At 38.5% G+C, this 21,148-nt stretch carries 15 protein-coding genes; 13 read left to right on the top strand and 2 right to left on the bottom strand.

The window, feature by feature from the left end:
• Window positions 1-11 precede the first annotated feature (11 nt).
• A complete protein-coding gene (locus tag ACRD69_RS18680; RefSeq protein WP_430816654.1) occupies window positions 12-2,330 on the bottom strand; it encodes a family 20 glycosylhydrolase in 2,319 nt (772 codons plus the stop codon).
• Between the two features lie 329 nt (window positions 2,331-2,659).
• On the opposite strand from ACRD69_RS18680, the gene ACRD69_RS18675 reads away from it, so the two are divergent.
• The 5 genes from ACRD69_RS18675 (at window position 2,660) to lpdA (ending at window position 9,009) form a co-directional block, all read left to right on the top strand.
• Window positions 2,660-3,745, top strand: coding sequence for a DUF1573 domain-containing protein (locus tag ACRD69_RS18675; protein WP_430816653.1), 1,086 nt, complete (start codon window positions 2,660-2,662; stop codon window positions 3,743-3,745).
• Between the two features lie 77 nt (window positions 3,746-3,822).
• Window positions 3,823-4,935 carry a methylmalonyl Co-A mutase-associated GTPase MeaB gene (gene meaB / locus ACRD69_RS18670; protein WP_430816652.1) on the top strand — a complete coding sequence of 371 codons (1,113 nt, stop codon included), beginning with the start codon at window positions 3,823-3,825 and terminating at the stop codon, window positions 4,933-4,935.
• Window positions 4,936-5,069: 134 nt separating this feature from the next.
• A complete protein-coding gene (locus ACRD69_RS18665) occupies window positions 5,070-6,170 on the top strand; it encodes a redoxin domain-containing protein (protein ID WP_430816651.1) in 1,101 nt (366 codons plus the stop codon).
• A 152-nt stretch (window positions 6,171-6,322) separates the two neighbouring features.
• Window positions 6,323-7,420 carry a redoxin domain-containing protein gene (locus ACRD69_RS18660; protein ID WP_430816650.1) on the top strand — a complete coding sequence of 366 codons (1,098 nt, stop codon included), beginning with the start codon at window positions 6,323-6,325 and terminating at the stop codon, window positions 7,418-7,420.
• A gap of 197 nt (window positions 7,421-7,617) precedes the next feature.
• Window positions 7,618-9,009, top strand: a complete 1,392-nt coding sequence (gene lpdA / locus ACRD69_RS18655) for a dihydrolipoyl dehydrogenase (protein WP_430816649.1) — start codon at window positions 7,618-7,620, stop codon at window positions 9,007-9,009.
• 49 nt (window positions 9,010-9,058) lie between these two features.
• Here lpdA and ACRD69_RS18650 read toward each other — a convergent pair whose 3' ends face one another.
• Window positions 9,059-10,534: a sensor histidine kinase gene (locus ACRD69_RS18650; RefSeq protein WP_430816648.1), complete on the bottom strand. Its 1,476-nt coding sequence runs from the start codon at window positions 10,532-10,534 to the stop codon at window positions 9,059-9,061.
• A gap of 187 nt (window positions 10,535-10,721) precedes the next feature.
• On the opposite strand from ACRD69_RS18650, the gene ACRD69_RS18645 reads away from it, so the two are divergent.
• The 8 genes from ACRD69_RS18645 (at window position 10,722) to ACRD69_RS18610 (ending at window position 21,100) form a co-directional block, all read left to right on the top strand.
• Window positions 10,722-12,497, top strand: a complete 1,776-nt coding sequence (locus ACRD69_RS18645) for an alanine/glycine:cation symporter family protein (RefSeq protein ID WP_430816647.1) — start codon at window positions 10,722-10,724, stop codon at window positions 12,495-12,497.
• A 7-nt stretch (window positions 12,498-12,504) separates the two neighbouring features.
• The gene (locus ACRD69_RS18640; protein WP_430816646.1) at window positions 12,505-13,032 is read left to right on the top strand and encodes an RNA polymerase sigma-70 factor; all 528 of its coding nucleotides are present in this window, start codon (window positions 12,505-12,507) and stop codon (window positions 13,030-13,032) included.
• A gap of 78 nt (window positions 13,033-13,110) precedes the next feature.
• Entirely contained in the window at window positions 13,111-14,097 is a 987-nt protein-coding gene (locus tag ACRD69_RS18635; protein WP_430816645.1) for a FecR family protein, read from the top strand.
• 167 nt (window positions 14,098-14,264) lie between these two features.
• Window positions 14,265-17,636, top strand: coding sequence for a TonB-dependent receptor (locus ACRD69_RS18630; RefSeq protein WP_430816644.1), 3,372 nt, complete (start codon window positions 14,265-14,267; stop codon window positions 17,634-17,636).
• Between the two features lie 19 nt (window positions 17,637-17,655).
• Window positions 17,656-19,158 carry a RagB/SusD family nutrient uptake outer membrane protein gene (locus tag ACRD69_RS18625; protein WP_430816643.1) on the top strand — a complete coding sequence of 501 codons (1,503 nt, stop codon included), beginning with the start codon at window positions 17,656-17,658 and terminating at the stop codon, window positions 19,156-19,158.
• Between the two features lie 49 nt (window positions 19,159-19,207).
• Entirely contained in the window at window positions 19,208-20,029 is an 822-nt protein-coding gene (locus ACRD69_RS18620; RefSeq protein WP_430816642.1) for a DUF4843 domain-containing protein, read from the top strand.
• Window positions 20,030-20,171: 142 nt separating this feature from the next.
• Window positions 20,172-20,492, top strand: coding sequence for a LysO family transporter (locus tag ACRD69_RS18615; protein WP_430816641.1), 321 nt, complete (start codon window positions 20,172-20,174; stop codon window positions 20,490-20,492).
• A 2-nt stretch (window positions 20,493-20,494) separates the two neighbouring features.
• Complete coding sequence (locus ACRD69_RS18610) at window positions 20,495-21,100, top strand: LysO family transporter (RefSeq protein ID WP_430816640.1); 606 nt, start codon at window positions 20,495-20,497, stop codon at window positions 21,098-21,100.
• The last annotated feature ends 48 nt before the right edge of the window (window positions 21,101-21,148 follow it).

Below are 21,148 nucleotides of genomic sequence, written 5' to 3'. Positions count from 1 at the left end.
CACTCTTAGGTTTAATGGATGAAATCCTTTGGAGTCAAACGTTTATTGTTTTTATCAGGAGTGGTTAAGTGAATGTTAAAATGTTGGTATCCTGTCGTTTGAAAATATAGTACTTTAATTTTATAAACTCCCTTATTTAAAGCAATAGCCCCTCTTTCTATTTTCTTGCCATGTATTCCGTCATTATTGACTACCATTTCATTATTAATGTACAAGGCACTACCATCATCAGAATTGAGGGCAAATTCATAGATCCCCTTTTTCATGGCTTTAAAGTAACCGCTGTAAATAAGTCCAAAGCCTTCCAAACCAACGGAATCCGGAATGAAAGAATGTGTTACAACACCTGTTTGACTTGCACTGATATTCTGAATCTCCTTTACGCTCTTAAATCGACCATGGTGCAAAGAGAATATCAGGCCTTTATTTGTGGATCCTTTATATTTTTCAGCTTTTTGGAAAGTTAATTTGTTGAAATTGAAGATAGCTGTTTTACTTTGCTCTTCGGTAGCCTTGTTTATAGTAATAGCTTTGACAGTAGCCGACTGCTTGATTGCTGTTTTATTCGTAAAAAGATGCGATGCTTCATCTGGCTCTGAGCCATCAGTCGTATACCTGGTTTCATATTTATCTGAAATATTTGTAAAATCAAGGGCAGTGGTGTTTACAAAATTGAGTTCCTTATGGTTCAGGATCGGTTTTGGCACTTCGTAGAAGTAACTAATACCAAGTGTTCCAAGACGCTCTAAATGCTGATCAAGTTTTTGCATAAATACCGACCTGTCTTTTTGTTCAGTAGTTGTCCAGCAGATCTCTGAGAATGCGCATAGGCGTGGATAAAGCATAAACTCAAGTTGGTCACTGTCAGTCATGTATTCGGACCAGCAATTAGCCTGAAGGCCAATTATCGATCGTTCTTCATCATGACTCAGATCACCTGTTTCAGGTTCGTAAGAATAAACATCCTTCAAAGGGGTATAGCCACCTATAGCCAAGGGGTGGTTTTGTGGTTCACTTTGATAGTGATCAAAATACAGAAAGTTATTTGGTGATTTAACTATTTTATTGTTGTTGTGGATTGCCTGCTTTATCTCAGCATCATCTTGCCAGACAATAATTGTTGCATTGCTCAAAGTCTTATCAGTCATTACTTCATCCCATCCAGCCATTTTTTTACCAAGATCTTCTACAATTTGCTGAACTCTTCTTATAAAATAATTGGCAAGCTCGTTTTCTGTTGCCAGCATATTGTCTGTCATGCATTTTTGGCAATGATTACAATTCCTCCATCTTAATGTAGAACTCTCATCACCACCAATGTGTATATATTCACCCGGAAATAGTTGTGCAACTTCACTTAGAATGTCCTTTATTATGACATAACTCGATTCTTTACCAGCGCAAATGACATCATCAAAGCTACCCCATCGGGTCGCGACCTCATAAGGACCACCTGTGCAACCGAGCTCCGGATAAGAAGCAAGTGCGGCTAAGGCATGGCCAGGCATTTCTATTTCGGGGATAATACTTATATGACGTTCATTAGCATAGTTAACAATGTCTTTTATTTGTTCCTGGGTATAATAACCCTCATAAGGTTCATTATCGTATTTCTGCGGTATTGTTGCGGCATGACCAATAAGAGTTTTGCTTCTTCTCGAGCCAATAGAGGTTAATTGCGGATATTTCTTAATTTCTATTCTCCAGCCCTGATCATCAGTTAAATGCCAGTGAAATACATTTATTTTATACAAGGCCAATAGGTCAAGTTGCTTTTTGATAACTTCAACGGGGTAAAAATGTCGTGACACATCCAGGTTTAATCCACGATAACTATAACGTGGATAATCTTTAATTGAGAGGGCTGGTATAATCCATTTGGTATCCGCTGCTAACCGGGTTTGCCCTGGCCCTTCAGGTAATATTTGTCTGATTGATTGTATAGCATAAAATAACCCTCTTGCACTGGCTGCAATAATTTCTATCTTTTTCGATGATACTTCTAAAAAATAGCCCTCTGTATTATCAACTATGCCTGAATCTATTTTAAAAATAATATAGTTTTCAGATGGTTGATCATCAATTAACTCAAGGTTGAAACCTGCTGTACTATTAAGAAATGACTGAAAATATGAAACGGTGTTTAGAACAGATTTATCAAGCCCTTTATATACCAATAGTGTAGAACTGCTAATTTCAAAATATCCCTCGTTGAGTCTTAATTCATTGGGCTGTGGTATAATATTTAAATGGTGACCTGATTCCTTTTCAGGTTGCTGGCAACTGAAAGTAAATGCCGCTACTAATAGTATTATACAAAATTTATTCATGGCAGAAATGATCAACACACTTTATTAGGGTGAAAAAACAAGAATAACAAAAATAACTTTTAAAATTTCATAAGCTATAAAAAGATTAACGAAACCTTTTAAAAACAAAATTAAGGATGGCATCAATATGAACTTTTTGTCAGCGTATAAGTTTAATACAAAAAACAGGGGTATTAATGCCTTGTTAAAATAACTGAACTGGCTATAAACATTGTAATTTATTTATAGATTTGTCTTCAATTGGTGCAATACTTGTAACACTCATTACTGGTATTGCGTACGAATGTGTTGAAGTAACTAAATTATAGCACTTAAAACTTAACTTAACGATGAAGCAGTTTTTCATATTCACACTCTTTATTAGTTTTTTGGCAAGTCATGTATACGCCCAACATGCAAAACCCAATCTTGCATTTGACAAAGTCATTCACAATTTTGGAGAAGTTAAAGAAGATGGTGGAACCAAGGCTTTTCAATTTAAATTTAAGAATACTGGCGGACAACCACTCGTTTTGCATAACGTAAAAGCCTCATGTGGATGTACCACTCCGCAATGGACCAGAACTCCAATTCCTCCGGGAGGTTCAGGTATGGTTAATGTGACTTTTGATCCTCGAAATCGTCCTGGTAACTTTAATAAGACAATTACAGTTAGTTCAAATGCGCAAAATGCAACAGTAATTCTACGCATTAATGGTAAGGTTTTACCTCGTGAAATGACGATGGAAGATATTTATCCACGTAATATGGGTAAAATCAGACTTGAAACTTCGCACCTGGCTTTTACAAGTATCACTCCAGTGCAGGTTAAAGAAGAGAGTATAAAAATAATCAGCACTTCAGAAGAACCGGTTAAATTAGGTTTCGTAAATGTGCCTTCTCACATAAAAATTAAATGTATTCCTGAAGTTGTTCAGCCGGGAAAAGCGGCTGTCATCACAGCAACATATGATGCAAAACTAAAGAATGACTGGGGATTTGTAACTGACAATATCTTCATCATTTTCAATGATGTTCGCAATTATTCTAATCGGGTCACCGTTAGTGCATCCATTCAGGAAGATTTCTCAACATGGGACGCTGAAAAGCTTAAAAAAGCCCCTGTTGCAACCATTGAAGAGAAAAACTGGAATTTTGGTGATATAAAACAAGGAGATGTGGTTAAGCACCAGTTTGAAGTTAAAAACACAGGTAAAACACAGCTGATAATACGTAAAGTTAAAGCATCATGTGGTTGCACTGCTATTAAGCCGGCAAAAACAATTCTTGAGCCGGGAGAAACAACTTTAATAGCTGCCCAATTTGATTCAAAAGGTAAAAGCGGACGCCAGACTAAAACCGTGAGGATAGTTACAAATGATCCTAAAACAACCACTCATACCTTGATGATCACTGGTAATGTGAAAATAAACTAGAATTATAAAAGATTTGGAATAAGGAGAGTTAGCACATGATTAACTCTCCTTATTCTATTATAAATACCAACTGTTGCATGAAAAAAGCGGATGATCATCATCACATAGAGAATGATCCGAATTTTAAAGGTTTAAAAGTAAATAAGGGGGTTGAGGATGCTCCTTCAATTAACCCTAATGCTGCTAAACGAATTATAAAAAGAAAACGTCAGCTTTCGATAGATGAGTACGTTAATGGTATTCTGGAAGGAAACGTTACGGTTTTAAGCCGTGCAGTTACCATGGTGGAAAGTTCACTTCCTGAACATCAGAAAGTTGCGCAGCAAATTATTGAACGATGCTTACCACATGCCGGTAAAAGTATTCGTTTGGGAATTACAGGCGTTCCGGGTGCAGGTAAAAGTACTTTTATTGAATCCATGGGAATGCACATTATTAAAAATGGCGGTAAGCTTGCCGTATTAGCCATTGATCCTTCAAGTGAGCGTTCAAAAGGAAGTATTTTAGGCGATAAAACCCGTATGGAAAAACTTTCAGGTGAAAAGGATGCATATATTCGTCCTTCACCGTCTGCCGGTTCCTTGGGAGGTGTGGCCCGAAAGACGCGCGAAACAATTATACTTTGTGAAGCAGCCGGGTTTGACACCATATTTATCGAAACGGTTGGGGTAGGGCAATCAGAAACAGCTGTACATTCGATGGTTGACTTCTTTCTGCTGCTGATGCTGGCTGGTGCAGGTGATGAACTGCAAGGTATAAAAAGGGGTATTATGGAAATGGCTGATGCCATTACTATAAATAAAGCGGACGGGCAAAATGTGGAACGTGCAAAACTCGCTCAGGCTGAATATCGCAGTGCTTTGCATTTGTTTCCGCCAACTAAATCGGGCTGGACCCCCGAAGTTAAAACATGTTCCTCATTGTACCATAAGGATGTTGATAAGATCTGGGATATGATCCTGGAATATGTGCAGTTAACTAAACAAAATGGCTATTTCGATGCAAACAGGCGTTCACAGGCCAAATATTGGATGTATGAAAGTATTAATGAGCAATTGCGTAATAATTTCTATCATCATCCGTTGATTAAAAAAGCGTTAACGATCAATGAAAATCAGGTGTTGAATGATGAGAAGAGTTCGTTTATGGCCGCTAAAGATTTATTGGATAGTTATTTTGAGAATATATAAATAATATATATAGCTTTAGGCATTATTATTAAATCACATTGTTCAATCCGTTTTTACATTCTTGAATGACACATTACAGAATGAATTATTCTCGAGGTTGTTGTATGTGACAAATGAAGATAAATTATAATCACATGAAAAAAGTTTTGTTAGCCATCTTTGGTGTTGCAATGTTGGTTGCTTGTCAACCAAAATCTTATGAAGTTACAGGAACACTTGAAGGTGCTACATCTGAAAGAGTTATCCTAAAAAGAATTGAAAAAGGTCGTCCGGTTGATGTTGACACAACGGTAATGGATAATGGAGTATTCCAGTTCACAGGAAGTGTGGATGCACCTATGTTGTACATTGCAGTGGTTGACGGAAAACAACAGCCGGCTGTATTCTTTATTTCCAATAATAAAATTACAATTACAGGTAACGTTGATAAACTATCTGAAATTGAAGTAGAAGGTTCTGAATTGACTGAATTATTAATGAAATTTAATAATGAAATTCCAGGACAGGAAAGACAGGCAGAGCTGCAGCAGGAGTTTCAGATGGCTTATATGAGTCAGGATGCAGATAAGCAAAAAATGCTGCAGGAAGAAATGCAGGCACTTCTCGAGGATCAACGTGCTTACTTCAAGAACTTCATTAATGAAAATGTTTCCAATGAGTGTGGATTATTTTTCGCATTAAATATGGCTGGTTCCCTGGATCTTGAAGAGCTTCGTGAGCTAATAGCTCAGTTTGAGCCATCAATGTCGACGCATCCGTATTTTATTGAAATGAAAGAATTATTAGGTCCCCTGGAAGAGTATGAAAAGGCACAGGCTGCTACAGCTGAAGGAGCAGTAGCTCCTGACTTTACGCTGAATACGCCTGCCGGAGAAGCTGTCTCATTGAGTAGTTTTAAAGGTAAATATGTACTGGTTGACTTTTGGGCTAGCTGGTGTCAGCCATGTCGTAAAGAAAATCCGAATGTAGTTAAAGCTTACAAGGCATTCAACAGTAAGGGTTTTGAAGTTTTAAGTGTATCTGTTGACCGCGATGAAGCTGCCTGGAAAAAAGCGATTGTAGAAGATGGCTTAACATGGACTCAGGTATTAGCTACTGAAGAATCGGGAGTGGCAGAAGCATATGCTATTCAGAGTATTCCAAGTACCTTTTTACTTGATCAAGAAGGTAAAATTATTGCAAAGAACCTGAGAGGTTCTGCTTTAGAAGAGAAATTGGCAGAGTTGCTGAACTAAGATATCAGTAAGATGAATTTTGAAGAAGCCACCTTGTTCAAGGTGGCTTTTTTAGTATACATATTTTGATATCTACATTTGTGCAAGTATATTTATCGTCTCATATTAAACAACCCAGACTATTGATACAATAGTCTAAAAACATTCATCAAATGAAAAATCTATTATTCTTTGCCTTTGCAGCTTTAGTGGCCTTGGCATCATGCCAGCCTCAGGCGGCAAGTTTTAAACTAACTGGTCAGCTTGAAGGCGCTGCTGATAAAGTTGTTGTTATTAGCATTTATGACAAAGACGGAGTTAATGTAAAAGATACTTTAACAATTACCGAAGGTGTGGTAAATTATTCGACTGAGTTAACTGAACCGGTATTTGTATTGCTTGGAGAAGCTGACTCTCGAAATACCATAAACTTTTTCGCTGACAATGTAGAGTATACAATTAATGGTTCTCTTGATAAAATAGCAGAAGCTGATCTGACCGGAGGTGCTGTTTTTACTGTGTACAAGTCGGTAAGTGATGCCCTAAAAGAAGTGGGTGAGAAGAATGATGAATTGAAAAAGGCTTACGGTGAAGCTGGCCAGGCTGGAGATACAGCTAAGCAAAAAGCAATTTACGAAGAATACCAGGCCAACCAGGAGTCTGTAGAAAATATTCAAATGGATGTGGTGAAAGCTAATCCAACATCTCCTGCCTCAGCATTTATAGTAAATAATGTTTACAGACACAAAACAGTTGAGGAAATGAAAGAAGGATTGGCATTATTAGATCCAACTTTAAATACTTCGACCTATTATGTTGCTTTAAGCGAGAAAATTGAAAAGCTTGAAGCTGTTGCTGTTGGTAAAATGGCTCCTGATTTCACTATGAATGATACTGAAGGTAATCCGGTTGCATTATCTTCATTTAAAGGAAAATATTTGTTAGTTGATTTCTGGGCTAGCTGGTGCGGTCCTTGTCGCCGTGAGAACCCTAATGTTGTTAAATTATATGCAGAGTTCAAAGACAAAGGATTTGATATTCTTGGAGTCTCTCTTGATCAGAAGGAAGATGCATGGTTAAAAGCGATTCAAGATGATCAATTAACATGGAATCATGTTTCAGATTTAAAAGGTTGGGGTTGTGAAGCTGCTAAATTATATGCTGTTTCGGGTATTCCTCACACTGTTTTACTGGACAAAGAGGGAATGATTATTGCTAAAAACCTTCGCGGAGAGGAGTTACACGCAAAAATTGCAGAACTGCTTAATTAAGGTAATCTGTTACATATAAGATAAAAAGGAGGCTTTTTGCCTCCTTTTTTATTTTCAATACTTGATATTTGTCGTTTTATTTCAAACTCTTGGCCTCTAATTTTGTTTATGTAATCGATGTGTCATTTTTAAGGCATTGAATTTTTTTTACATTTGTTATTTGAACTTTGTCTAAATAAGAAACAAAACATAATAAAATGAATTACGATTTAATAGTAATTGGTAGTGGACCAGGAGGATATGTCGCTGCAATCAGGGCTTCTCAATTAGGTCTTAAAGTAGCTGTTGTAGAACGTTCTGAGTTAGGTGGAATTTGCCTTAACTGGGGATGTATACCAACAAAATCTTTACTTAAAAGTGCCAATGTTTTTGAATATTTAAAGCATGCCGCCGATTATGGTGTTAAAATAGAGGGTGAAACCAGTGCAGATTTCGAAGCAATGGTGACACGCAGCAGGGGTGTTGCTGATGGTATGAGCAAGGGTATTCAGTACTTATTCAAAAAGAATAAAATCGAGGTTATTCAGGGTAATGGAAAGCTACTGGGTAACAAACAAGTTGAAGTATTAAACGAAGCAGGAGAGAAAACGGTCTATACTGCAGAACACATTTTACTGGCAACAGGAGCTCGCAGTCGACAGTTGCCTAACTTACCCCAGGATGGTGAGAGAGTTATAGGATATCGTAAGGCTTTAACTCTGGATAAGCAGCCTGAATCAATGATCGTTGTTGGTTCTGGTGCCATAGGTAGTGAATTTGCCTATTTTTATAACGCCATTGGTACTAAAGTAACTTTGGTTGAATACATGCCAACTATCGTACCTGTCGAAGATGAAGAGGTTTCCAAGCAATTGGGGCGTTCTTTTAAAAAGGCCGGAATTAAAGTTATGACAGGAGCTGAAGTTACTCAGGTGGATACGTCGGGCGATAAAGTGAAAGTCGTAATTAAAAACAAAAAAGGAGAGGAAACACACGAGGCTGATATTGTATTATCAGCTGTGGGTATTACTCCTAATATCGAAAACCTTGGTCTTGAAGAAACAGGTGTACAGCTTGAAAATGGCCGTGTGAAAGTAGATGAATTCTACCAGACAACAGTACCGGGCGTATATGCTATCGGTGATATTGTTCCTGGTCAGGCACTGGCTCACGTTGCTTCAGCCGAAGGCATTATTTGTGTTGAGAAAATTACAGGTCATAATCCTGAACCGTTGGATTATGGTAATATTCCAGGTTGTACATATACATCGCCCGAAGTAGCTTCGGTCGGTATGACTGAAAAAGCTGCGAAAGAGGCTGGTCATGAATTGAAAATTGGTAAGTTCCCATTTTCAGCTTCAGGAAAAGCCAGTGCGGCAGGACACAAAGATGGGTTTGTAAAACTGATTTTTGATGCGAAATATGGTGAATTGCTTGGAGCACACCTGATTGGTGCCAATGTAACTGAAATGATTGCCGAATTGGTAACAGCCCGTAAGCTGGAAACAACCGGTCATGAAATTATCAAAGCAGTACATCCACACCCAACAATGTCAGAAGCGGTTATGGAAGCTGCCGCAGCTGCATATGATGAAGTGATTCATATCTAATAAGAGATATAAAATGAAGCTAAAAAGACTGTCCAATAAGGCAGTCTTTTTATTTTTCCTGACTTTCTGTTTCGAGGTTTAATCGTGGAAAAGCAATTGTAAAGGTACTACCTTCACCAACTTTACTTTCAATGCGTATTTCAGCCTTATTCTTCTCAGCCAGTTCTTTGCATAGCAAAAGTCCCAAACCTGTTCCGGGTTCATTATTTGTTCCTGGTGTAGAAATATTATTCTCAATATTATATAAGCGACTTATCTGATCTTCGGTCATTCCAATGCCTGAGTCTTTAATTTTTAGCAGATCAAAATTACCCTCAGTATTACTGGTTATTTGAATAGTACCATTGTTGTTGGTGTACTTTATGGCATTACTTAAGATATTGCGAAGAATTGTTTTAATCATATTGCCATCTGCACAAACCGTGGCCATTGAATCAACTTTGTTGATTAAGGTTATTCCCTTATGTGCTATATTATGCGAAAGAAGCGCTTGCGCATCATTTACCATTGTTGACAAGCGTACCGGTGTCAGCTGGTGCTTGATCAGATTGTTTTGTTGTTTCGACCAATCCAGAAGATTGCCTAAGAGATCAAGTCCCTGATGAGCAGAATGCTTTATGGTTTTTAGTATGTCCTTTATTTCTTCCTTATTGTATTGGCTGTAGTCAGCCAAAATTAACTCAATAATTGACGTTTGTGCTGCAAATGGCGACTTTAAATCATGTCCAATTATGCTAAAAAGCTTGTCTTTGGTCATATTGGCATGCTGTAAAGCCTCTTTTTGCTGCTCAATTAACGACTTTTGATCTGCTAGTTTTTTATTCAGGCGTTTTTCCTTGTGTAGCTGTAAAACGGCAAGTTCATTCTTTTGCTTCTCAAGAGCGAGGTTTAACTCCGAACTTCTTTTTAATTCAATGGTTGCCTGATGCTTGGCGTTCAAACGATTAATCATCTTTGGTATACTGTATAGGAAGTAACCCATAACAAGCATGTATGCGCTTTTGTAAATCTGTCCCGCCCAGTTGGCTGATGCCACCTTATCAAACAATTCGGGTTCAATATAAGGATACCTGATGCTATAGATGATATTAAAGCATAAAACAGAATAGAGAGCCGAAAATACGACCAGTCGTCTGTCGTATCTCAATACAGATAACAGGATCAACACCGGATATAAAAACACCGAAGCTGCAGTAGTTACCGCAATAGGCTTAAAGAGAAAGGAATAATTAAATATGTGAATGGAAAGTATTGTAATATCAATAGTTGAAGACAAAAAGCGTATCCATGTAGCACTACCATACTTTCGCAGTAAGATGTTTAATACTGCATTATAAAAAATATAAACAGTAGCCAGTAAAAGAGAAGTCAATGCTCTGTCGGTCTCTCCTGAATAATAGATATATCCGATAAATACAAGAATAACAGAAATCAAGACCCATCGGAATTTTATCACTTCCTGTTCGCCCCAAACTGCATCTTCTTTAAAAAGCCTATCGAATTGTTCAATATTAGGTTTGTGCATAGTTAATAGTTAGATAAACAAAAATAAGTCATTTTTCCATTCTGGCAATAAAGATATTATGCTTCTGTTGCTTGCAGGAATAATTGTTTTTTAAGCGTTATACCCCTTAAAAATTTGGTTATATCGCAGTCAAAACCAATATTTGTTGTTGAAAATCTACAAACACAGAATAATTAACCATAAATCTATGCAGGCATTAAACGACTTTTTGCTATTAATCGACTCTTATATAGGTAGCCATCTTTGGTTTGTTTTATTACTACTTGGCACCGGTATATTTTTTACTATATACCTTAAGTTTCCTCAGGTCAGATATTTTAAATATGCTCTGAGAATTGTAAGAGGTAAATTTGATAAGGAAGATGACGAGGGTGATACTTCCCATTTTCAGGCTCTGACGACGGCCTTGTCTGGTACCGTTGGTACTGGTAATATCGCGGGAGTTGCTTTTGCTGTGCACCTTGGTGGACCTGCTGCCTTATTCTGGATGCTTGTTACCGCTATGTTTGGTATGACAACAAAATTTGTTGAAGTTACCTTGTCTCATAAATATCGTGAGAAAGCTGAAGATGGCAGTATTGCAGGTGGTCCTATGTATTTCATGCGTAAGCGCCTTAATATTACAACGTCATCAGGCAAAACTATTAAAACCGGGTACTGGATAGCAGCCATCTTTGCTGTAGCAACCGTTCTTTCTTCGTTTGGGACGGGTAGTTTACCTCAGATTAACAGTATTTCAAATTCATTGTTTTCAACCTTTGGCGTACCTCACATGGTGACCGGTTTGGTACTGGCTATTTTACTTGGTTTTGTCATTATTGGTGGTATTAAACGTATTGCTAAAGTAACCTCGCGTCTTGTACCTGCAATGGCAGCTATTTACTTCGTTGGTGCAATGGCAGTTATTCTTTTCAATTACGAAAATATATGGCCTTCACTGCAGGCAGTGGTTGGCGATATTTTTACCGGTTCATCTGCTACAGGAGGATTCCTGGGAGCCAGTATTGCATTTGCTTTTAACAGAGGTGTGAATCGTGGGCTGTTTTCCAATGAAGCCGGACAGGGATCCGCCCCTATTGCTCACGCTGCTGCCAAGGCTCATGAACCTGTATCTGAAGGTTTGGTTGCACTACTGGAACCTTTTATCGATACCATTATAATTTGTACACTTACAGGCTTTGTTCTTTTGTCATCAGGAGTGTGGAGTGAGAAACTGGATAACCGCTTTCAACTGGCCGACTTACAGGTCGTGAATAGCATTGCAATTACTGATCAGACAGATGAAGGTAAAACAGAGCTTTCAAAACATATTAGTGGGGAAGAAACCTTACCGTTATTTACCGGTACCATGGGTGTGAAAGATGGAAAAATCAGTACTCCTGTGCGTTTAATACATGCACGTTCCCTGGCCGAAAACGTTACAGTAAAACAAGGAAAAGAATTATATAACGGAAGTATTGATGTTGTTGATGGTAGCATTATTATAAAAGATGAAGAGATCGGGTTGCTTGAGCGTATTAAATCCCAGTTCAGTCATTCCGGTAATAATAAAATTATCATTGAAGGGCAGTCACTTATTCATAGTGCCCCGCTTACGGCAGTTGCTTTCACCAAAAGCTGGTTCGGGCACTGGGGACAATACATTGTTTCAATTGGATTATTGCTTTTTGCATTCTCAACAGCTATTTCATGGTCTTACTACGGAGACAGAGCCATTACTTATTTGTGGGGATCAAAGTACGTTGTGTGGTACCATGTGGTGTATGTAATCGGTTTCTTTGTTGCTTCATTTGTTGATACAACAATTATCTGGACTTTATCAGGTATTACCATTGCTTTGATGACCATTCCAAACTTATTTGGTTTATTATTCCTTCATAAAGAAATGAAAGGTGATGTGAAACTGTTCTGGAAAGAATACAGAGAGCGTTTCCCTGAAGAGAAAAGTGTACCAAAGGATTAATGTAAGCATGTCGCAAACAGTCAATATTAAGTCTGCAAAAGAGTTTGAACATTTCTTCAAAACACATTTTGATGACATGGTGCGATACGCAATGAAATTTGTGTATCGCTCCGATGTGGCATCAGATATTGTACAAGAGGCATTTGTAAAACTGTGGGAGGTGCGTGATAAACTTTTGGTCACTGTATCAGTAAAGGCTTATTTATATAAGAGTATTTATAATCTTTCACTCAATCATATTGAACAATTAAAAGTCCATTCACAACATCATAATTCAATCTATACCGAATTGATGGAGATGGAGTTGGATTACTATAAGGAAGAAAAAAGCCTTTTACAGCAAGAGAAAATAAAGCTGTTAAGGGATATGCTCAAAGAATTACCAAAGGGCTGTTATGAAGTAATTGATCTCAGTCGTTTTCAGGGCTTAAAAACGATGGAAATTGCACATAAATTACATGTTCCTCCAAGAACGATTGAGACTCGTATATATAGGTGTATCAATAAATTAAAAGAGTTAGTGGGACGTGCCTGAAACTTTTCTTTAATTTTTTTTCATATTAATTGACGTAGTTTTAACTTTTCACTTGTCATCCATATACAAGAGCGACAAATGAAAGATTTAAACGATATAGAAGCACTGATCATCCGTAGTCTGGACAAAACAGCTACAGAAGAGGAGTTGACCACCCTCAGAGAGTGGATTGACAAGTCGGGTGAGAATAAACAATTATATTTTGAATTCAAGGATGTATGGGATGCTTCGGCTATAGCAGACATGCCTTCCCAAAAGCAGGCGTGGCAAAAATTAAAGCCTCAGCTCAAGAGTAGAAAGGTAATTCCGGTATGGGCGCTTGAAGTAGCCAAAATAGCAGCTGTTGCGCTGTTGGCAGTATTTGCCACATACAGCATTTTTAAATTACCACAATCAGGCAACGACCAGCTTAGTTATGTAACATTTACTGTTCCCAATGGCTCACAGTCATCAGTTAAGTTATCTGATGGTACATTGGTTAAGCTTAATGCAGGATCAGAACTTGTTTATCCATCGGTATTTTATAAGGAAGCACGTAATGTTACTTTGAAAGGAGAAGCTTATTTTTCGGTCCACCACGATAAAGAACATCCCTTTATCGTATCTGTCGGCGAAATTGAAGTACGTGTCCTTGGTACAGAGTTCAATGTAATGGCTTACCCTGAAACGAACAGAATTGAAACAACCCTGGTGGAAGGAAGTGTATCCTTAAATAAAAAAGGAACTGACCACACGAAGGGTATCATCTTAAAACCTGGTCAAAAAGCAATTTATGCAGATGGTCAGATGAATGTTGATCAGGCCGATGTAGATTTTGAAACGAACTGGACACAACGTGGATTCAATTTCAGAAATACAAGCTTTGATGACTTGATAACTCGTCTGGAACGTTGGTATGATGTTGATATCATAATACTTAGTGACGAAGTTCGGGACTTATCTTTCACAGGGAAATTCAGAAATAACGAAACAATATGGCAAGTGTTGGATGTTATAAAGATGACGACACCAATCGATTACAGATCAGATAATGATAAAATATATATAACTCTTATAACAGACTAGCCTATGAGATAGGGATAAAACAAAACGACCGGAAAGATGCGGCAACATCACTCCGGTCAGACAATTTTTAAAACAAGTTTAAAAGTAAATCATTCAAAAGTATGAAAAAAAAATTGAATGGCATGAGGTATAGTGCATCATGTCTAAACACTAAATTTTGGAAGATTATGAAACTGACAATAGTTTTAATGATTTTCGGAATGGTTCAGATTTCTGCGTCAAGCTACTCGCAGAATGTGAAACTAAACCTGAAGCGTGGACAAAACACTCTGCAACACGTTTTTAACGAAATAGAAAAGCAATCTGCATACACCATTTTTTATCAGGACGACCAGGTTAACTTAGATAAAGAAATCGCACAAGGCTATCAGGGGGGAGAGCTTGTCGATGTGCTTGATAAGGCGCTTGAAGGAACAGGATTGACCTATAAAATAAATGATAAGATCATTATAATTCTGGAGGAAAATACGACACGTTCTGTTCAGCAGGATGTTTCGATAACAGTTAAGGGGAAGGTGATAGGTGTTGACGGTGAGCCTTTGCCCGGCGTGAATGTTTTTATTGAAGGTACAACAAAAGGTACGATTACTAACATTGATGGTGAATATGAACTGACGATCGAAGGTTCGGGTAAAAATATTGTGTACTCTTTTATTGGCTTCCAAACGCAAACGATTGCGGTAAGCGGTCGTACTCAAATAGATATAACGCTGGTAGAAGAGTCAATTGGCTTGAATGAAGTGATTGCCGTGGGTTATGGTGTTCAAAAGAAAAGTGACCTGACAGGTGCTGTAGCAAGTGTTAAGAGTGATAAGCTAACCAAGGTAGCGGTTTCTAACCCGGCTGAAGCCCTTCAGGGACGTATGGCAGGTGTTAGTATCACCGCCATTGGTGGTGGTCCTGGCGCCGGAATGGATATTAAAATTCGTGGAGCCAGTACTTTAAATGATAATGATCCATTGGTTATTATTGATAATGTACCAGGTAGCCTTTATATGCTTAACCCGGCCGATATCGAATCAATTGAAGTGTTGAAAGATGGTGCAGCAGCTGCTATTTATGGTACGGAAGCAGCCAATGGTGTTATCTTAATTACAACCAAAAAAGGTAAAGAAGGTAAGATGAGCGTTGATGTCTCTGCAAAATGGGCGAACCAGGTTCAGACTTCTGAATTGAATATGGCTAATTCGGAACAATACATGAAAATTGCCAACATGATGTATGACAATAATCCCGACGAAGCTAAGCCAAAATATTTATCAGAGCCTTATTACTATGATACTGACTGGTTAGGAGCTGTTTTCCGCGAAGCTCCAATGCAGGAATACAATGTTAACTTCAGAGGTGGAACAGAAAATGTTCAGTATTATGTTTCAGCAGGCTGGTTAGATCAGGAAGGTACTATCATTGGTACCAACTTTCAGAAAGCAAACCTTCGTTCAAAAGTTGATTTTTCTGGTGAATGGCTGAGTGGTGGTATCAACATCAGTTATAATGAAACAGATCAGGATAATCGCTCATTAAGCATTAAAGAAACCTATGAGATATTACCAATGGTTCCTGTTTATGACGATTCCCGTGAGGATGGTTTTGGTTACCCCGATACTGAAGTATTAGGTATGCCCGCCAATAATAACCCTGTTGGACAGGAGTATTTTATTGACAGCCAGTACCGCGATGAATATTTAACAGCCAACGGCTACTTAACCTTCGATATTATTGAAGGATTGAACTTCCGTTTTGAAGCCGGTTTGAATAATAGCAACCGCCATAACTTCTCACATAATCCATCATACAATATCAACGATAAGCAAGAGGTATTTTACCCAACAGTATGGGAGAGACGCTATAATTGGCGCGAAATTAACATCAATAATATCTTAACCTACGACAAAACCATTGGTAAGCACAAAATTGGATTAATGGCCGGTTATATCACAAAAAAGGCCACGACTGATTATGTTTCTGCCAGCATAACTGGTGTAAAAGATGTTTACAGTGCTGAATTAAACGATGATGGCGACGGCGCAGTTTTGATTAAAGATGAAGAGCCTACAGGTTTCCTTGATGAGTACTTTAATACCCTGGATGCCGGCATGGACGGTACCAAAGATGTGGGAGGCACAAGAACTGAATATACACGTGCTTCTATCGTTGGTCGTATCAACTATTCATATAACGACCGATACTTAATTCAGGCAACTATTCGACGCGACGGTTCTTCTAAGTTCGGTCCTGATTCCCGCTATGGTACTTTCCCTTCTGTAGCACTGGGATGGCGCATGTCAGAAGAAGGATTCCTGCAGGGACAGGATTTCCTTAGTAATCTTAAGTTAAGAGCAAGTTATGGTATCTTAGGTAACGAAGGTAGTTTAAGTTTATACAGGTACCTGCCTTTAATGAGTAGCTATACTTCCGAGTTCGGATCCTATTCACAAGGATCAGGTGAAACGGTTTGGACAGGTACTATCTCAAGAGACCTTGAAAACAGAGAGTATCGTTGGGAGAAAACTGCTACCATGAACATTGGTGTTGATTTTGGATTTTTCAATAACAAATTGACAGGTGCACTTAACTATTATGACAATACAACCTCTGATATGTTGGTTGCCAAGCCTATTCCTCCATCAGCCGGACTAAGAACACCAACTGTAAACTTTGGTGAGATGGAAAATAGTGGTGTTGAACTTGAGTTAAACTACCAGAACAATATCGGAGAATTCAATTATTCATTATTCGGTTCCTTGAGTACAACGAAAAATGAAGTAACAAAAATGGGTACGGTGGATGAAAGTATCCCGGGCGCTTCATTAAACTACGGAGAGCATTATGCACATCAAACTAAAGTTGGTTATGCGCTTGGTTCGTACTGGTTGTATAAAGTAGATGGTATTTTCCAGACTCCTGAAGAAGTATTGGCACACACTAACAGTGAAGGTACAGTGATACAGCCTGATGCCCAGCCTGGTGACATCCGTTTTAAGGATACAAATGATAATGGTACCATTGATGATGATGATAAGGTATTTAGCGGAGTTGGTATACCTAAGTACAATTACAGTTTTAGTATTGATGCTTCATATAAGTCATTTGATTTGTCAATATTAATGCATGGTGCTGGTGGGCATAAGATCTATAACGGTAACCGTTACTACTATGAATCAATGCGAACAAACCGTAATATGTTTGCATCAACGTTAAATTCATGGACACCTGAAAACAGGAATACGAACATTCCAAGAGCTGTATATGGCGACCCAAGTCGAAACAGCCGCGAATCAACGCGTTTCCTTGAGAATGGTGATTTCATGAGAATTAAGAACATTCAATTAGGTTATACTTTACCTGAGAATCTTACACAGCGTATCAAGATCAACAAAGCAAGAGTTTATGTAAGCGGACAGAACCTGTTCACTTTTACCGATTATTCTGGTCAGGATCCGGAAATCGGAAGAGGAGATGTGTGGAGTCCAGGACTAGATACAGCTTTATACCCGATATCTAAGATGTATATCGTTGGCGTTCAAATGAGTTTCTAATCCCCAAAAGAATAAAACAATGAAGAAATATATTATATATAGCTTATTAGCACTAATGCCATTCACTTGGGGCTGTGAGGATGATTTCCTTACAACAACACCCGATGATCAGTTAACTGTTGAAGCATTTTACAGAAATGTTACAGATGCAGAAGGCGCGTTAGCAACTGTATATGCACAGATAGGTGCATCAGACCGTTGGGATGTGACGGAAGTAAATTTTGTGGTTGAGCATTTCCGTTCAGATATGTGTATGCCAGGCCCTGACCGTTACGCAGACTGGACAGCCATTTCAACCTTTACCAATACAGCTGGTAATTCTCGTTCGACCATATACTGGGAAGATGCGTATCGTGGATTGAATCATGCCAATCAGGTGATTGAAAAAGTTGGTGCCATGACCGACGATAAAATTAAACCGGAAGAACGTGAGCAAATCGTTGCTGAAGCAAAATTTCTAAGAGGCTTGTTACACTTCCGATTGTTAAATAACTGGGATAAGGTGATTCTTCAGGAGGCGGCGCCTACCAGTGAAGAAGAACTGGAAAAAAGCCTGAGCGAGCGTGAGGCTGTATGGGCACTTATTGAGCAGGATTTTAGCGATGCGGCAATGGGATTACCGGTAGTTCACGAAAAATCTAACCTTGGCCGTGCTACAAAAGGCGCAGCAATCGGATTTTTAGGAAAAGCATTGTTACACCAGGGTAAATTTGGAGAAGCAGCTGCCGAATTTAAAAAGATAGTTGAAGATGGTGTTGGAGGAGAATATGCTTTGGTTGACAACTTCATGAGTAATTTTGATGGTTCCAATGAGAACAACAAGGAATCGGTTTTTGAAATACAATACTCTTCAGTTCGCGTTAATGGTCGTCATATCGGCCATGTGAGCGGGAAATTCGCTTCAGCACCTGAAACTGGTGGATGGGGTAATATTGAAGCTACTCAAAACCTTGTTACAGAGTTTAAATCGGAAGGTATGATCGCTACTACCGGCAAATACGATTCAAGATTATATGCGACATTATTCTTTGATGATCCTGATGTTGATGTTTTCGGAGAAAGTTTTGAAGATGTATTTGGTACTGGTTCTGAACGAGCAATATTCCGCAAATTTACATTAAGTAATATTCCCGAAAGTGATAATGCCGCATGGTACTCATCTCAAAACATACCTCTTATGCGTTATGCTGATGTTTTACTGATGTATGCTGAGGCTTTAAATGAATCAGGTTCAGCTAGTGCTGCCAAGCCATTCATTGATGAAGTTCGTCAACGTGCTGACATGCCCGCTCTTCCTTCAGGTCTTAGCCAGGAGGAGATGCGTAACCGCATTATGCATGAGCGTGCTGTGGAATTGGCATTCGAGGGGCATCGTTTCTTTGATTTACGACGTTGGGGAAATTCTGTACTTGAAGATAAAATGCAAAACAGTGGTAAGCCTGGTGCCGGCAATTTTAAACTGGACGCGCATGCTTTCTTCCCGGTTCCTGAATCAGAAACCAATTCAAATGGAGCTTTATAAGAAATAATCAATTGGAGTCACGTCATGTGGCTCCTTAAAAAGTTAAACTATGAAGACATTTAAAAAATATATATACCTACTTTTTATTCTTCCATTGTTCGTTGCCTGTGAGGTAGATGGTCTGCTTGATATGGACCAGGAGAAACCTGTGGTAATGTGGGAGAAAGATCAAAGTACAGTTAAAATAATCAAGGAAGGTTCAGTTGTTGAGATTCCAACCATTAACCTAAGGTTGTTTGGACAAGCGCTTTCAAGCGATGTAACCGTTAATATCGAAGTGGACGAGGCTAATACTACCGCAGTTGAAAACGTTCATTTTACTCTTAGCGAAAAAGCATTACTTATGCCGGCAGGTATTAACCTGTTGGAGGTACCAATTGAATTTGATACAGAAGCTTTTACCAGTACAGATCCCTTGGATGTGGTTTTGAAGATCACGACTATTAATGGTGACGCCCGTAACAGTAGTACCGCGTCAACCATCACGATCAAGCCACGTCTGTTAAACCTTTCATTGTGGGAAGGCGCATACACATTTCTTGCTGATGGCTGGTCAAGAGACGCATCTATGACTGCTTCTGATAACGGTGAGGATATGACCATGAATAATTTCTGGGGCAATGGTTTGGATATGACCGGTAAAGTCATTGAAACCAACCCTGAAAGTATCAAATTTGTAGTGCCAGAGGGAACTAAGTTAGACAATGGCTGGGATGATCGCGGTGCCTGGTTTTTAAGCACTGATCTGATTGGAGTATTTGATTTGGAAAACCGCCTGATCGACTTTATTCAGTTTGACTATGTATGTGAGGATGGATCAACAGGATCATTCCCTTGGTGCTCAGAAACATGTCAAATGGTGCAGAATTAAATTTAGTGTGTGATTTGGATTTATATTTGATGCGGGCCCGTTCAGGCGGGCTCGCTTCGCTTTATCCGAATGATAATACCTAATATCTTGACTTCCTATTTGTTGAATGATTGATTAAGGAATAATTTATGTCAATCATTTGATGATATTTTTGGTAAATATTACTTTTGACGCCATGACTTCATACATTGTTATTGCCTTATTTGCTGTTGGTATTGGAATTGGTTGGCTGATACGCGAAAAAGATAAGATCCGCAAAGGTGTTGACTCGGCTGTTACATGGTCGGTATACCTTTTGTTGTTTTTGCTTGGAATATCCGTTGGTGTTAATGAAGATATCATCAATAATTTTTCAAGGATAGGCTATAAAGCCTTTTGGCTGACAATTGGTGCTGTTGCTGGTAGTGTTGTGCTGGCAAAAATAGTTTATCAGTTCTTTTTCAAATCAAATAACGAAGAGTAGCAATGAAGGGAAGTTTAATCATATTAGCGTTTTTTATTGTTGGATTAGCTGGTGGAATTTATCATTTCTTTCCTGAATGGTTGCTTAACGAGAATCTGACAACCTATGCACTGTTTATTCTAATGTTTTTGGTTGGCGTAAGTATTGGCAGTGATAAAAGTGCCTTTTATGTATTGCGAAAACTGAATATTAAGGTTCTTCTGGTGCCTTTGGTTGTTGTAATAGGCAGCCTTGTAGGTACTTCTGTTGCTTCCATATTATTAAGCGATATCAACGTTAAAGAGGCTATGGCTGTTGGTGCAGGATTCGGTTACTATTCATTATCCAGCATATTTATCGGTCAAATGCATAGTCAGGAGTTAGGAGTGATTGCCTTACTATCAAATATATTCCGCGAAATAATTACTCTATTGGCAGTTCCTCTCTTGGTTAAATATTTTGGTAAGCTTGCCGGAATCGCATCAGGAGGTGCAACAGCAATGGACACAACATTACCGGTCATTGTTAAATTTACAGGCAAAGAATATGGCATTATTGCTATTTTCAGTGGAATTGTATTAACGATCCTGGTACCAATTCTGGTTACTGTTATACTTGAGCTTTTATAAGTTCTTTGTGACCAAAGGTCACACCCATTCAACTTAATGATCTGAGCC

Origin of the sequence: Carboxylicivirga agarovorans, assembly GCF_050589845.1 — a bacterium.
Taxonomy (GTDB): Bacteria; Bacteroidota; Bacteroidia; order Bacteroidales; family Marinilabiliaceae; genus Carboxylicivirga; species Carboxylicivirga agarovorans.
The sequence above is the reverse complement of the archived record's forward strand: the minus strand, read 5'-3'. Positions and strand labels throughout refer to the sequence as shown.

Bases quoted from the DNA above. Each gene is read 5' to 3' on its own strand.
- ACRD69_RS18680 (WP_430816654.1), bottom strand. From the start codon at position 2,330: ATGAATAAATTTTGTATAATACTATTAGTAGCGGCATTTACTTTCAGT.
- ACRD69_RS18665 (WP_430816651.1), top strand. From the start codon at position 5,070: ATGAAAAAAGTTTTGTTAGCCATCTTTGGTGTTGCAATGTTGGTTGCT.
- ACRD69_RS18630 (WP_430816644.1), top strand. From the start codon at position 14,265: ATGAAACTGACAATAGTTTTAATGATTTTCGGAATGGTTCAGATTTCT.
- ACRD69_RS18625 (WP_430816643.1), top strand. From the start codon at position 17,656: ATGAAGAAATATATTATATATAGCTTATTAGCACTAATGCCATTCACT.
- ACRD69_RS18675 (WP_430816653.1), top strand. From the start codon at position 2,660: ATGAAGCAGTTTTTCATATTCACACTCTTTATTAGTTTTTTGGCAAGT.
- ACRD69_RS18620 (WP_430816642.1), top strand. From the start codon at position 19,208: ATGAAGACATTTAAAAAATATATATACCTACTTTTTATTCTTCCATTG.
- ACRD69_RS18660 (WP_430816650.1), top strand. From the start codon at position 6,323: ATGAAAAATCTATTATTCTTTGCCTTTGCAGCTTTAGTGGCCTTGGCA.
- ACRD69_RS18615 (WP_430816641.1), top strand. From the start codon at position 20,172: ATGATATTTTTGGTAAATATTACTTTTGACGCCATGACTTCATACATT.
- meaB (WP_430816652.1), top strand. From the start codon at position 3,823: ATGAAAAAAGCGGATGATCATCATCACATAGAGAATGATCCGAATTTT.
- lpdA (WP_430816649.1), top strand. From the start codon at position 7,618: ATGAATTACGATTTAATAGTAATTGGTAGTGGACCAGGAGGATATGTC.
- ACRD69_RS18640 (WP_430816646.1), top strand. From the start codon at position 12,505: ATGTCGCAAACAGTCAATATTAAGTCTGCAAAAGAGTTTGAACATTTC.
- ACRD69_RS18610 (WP_430816640.1), top strand. From the start codon at position 20,495: ATGAAGGGAAGTTTAATCATATTAGCGTTTTTTATTGTTGGATTAGCT.
- ACRD69_RS18645 (WP_430816647.1), top strand. From the start codon at position 10,722: ATGCAGGCATTAAACGACTTTTTGCTATTAATCGACTCTTATATAGGT.
- ACRD69_RS18650 (WP_430816648.1), bottom strand. From the start codon at position 10,534: ATGCACAAACCTAATATTGAACAATTCGATAGGCTTTTTAAAGAAGAT.
- ACRD69_RS18635 (WP_430816645.1), top strand. From the start codon at position 13,111: ATGAAAGATTTAAACGATATAGAAGCACTGATCATCCGTAGTCTGGAC.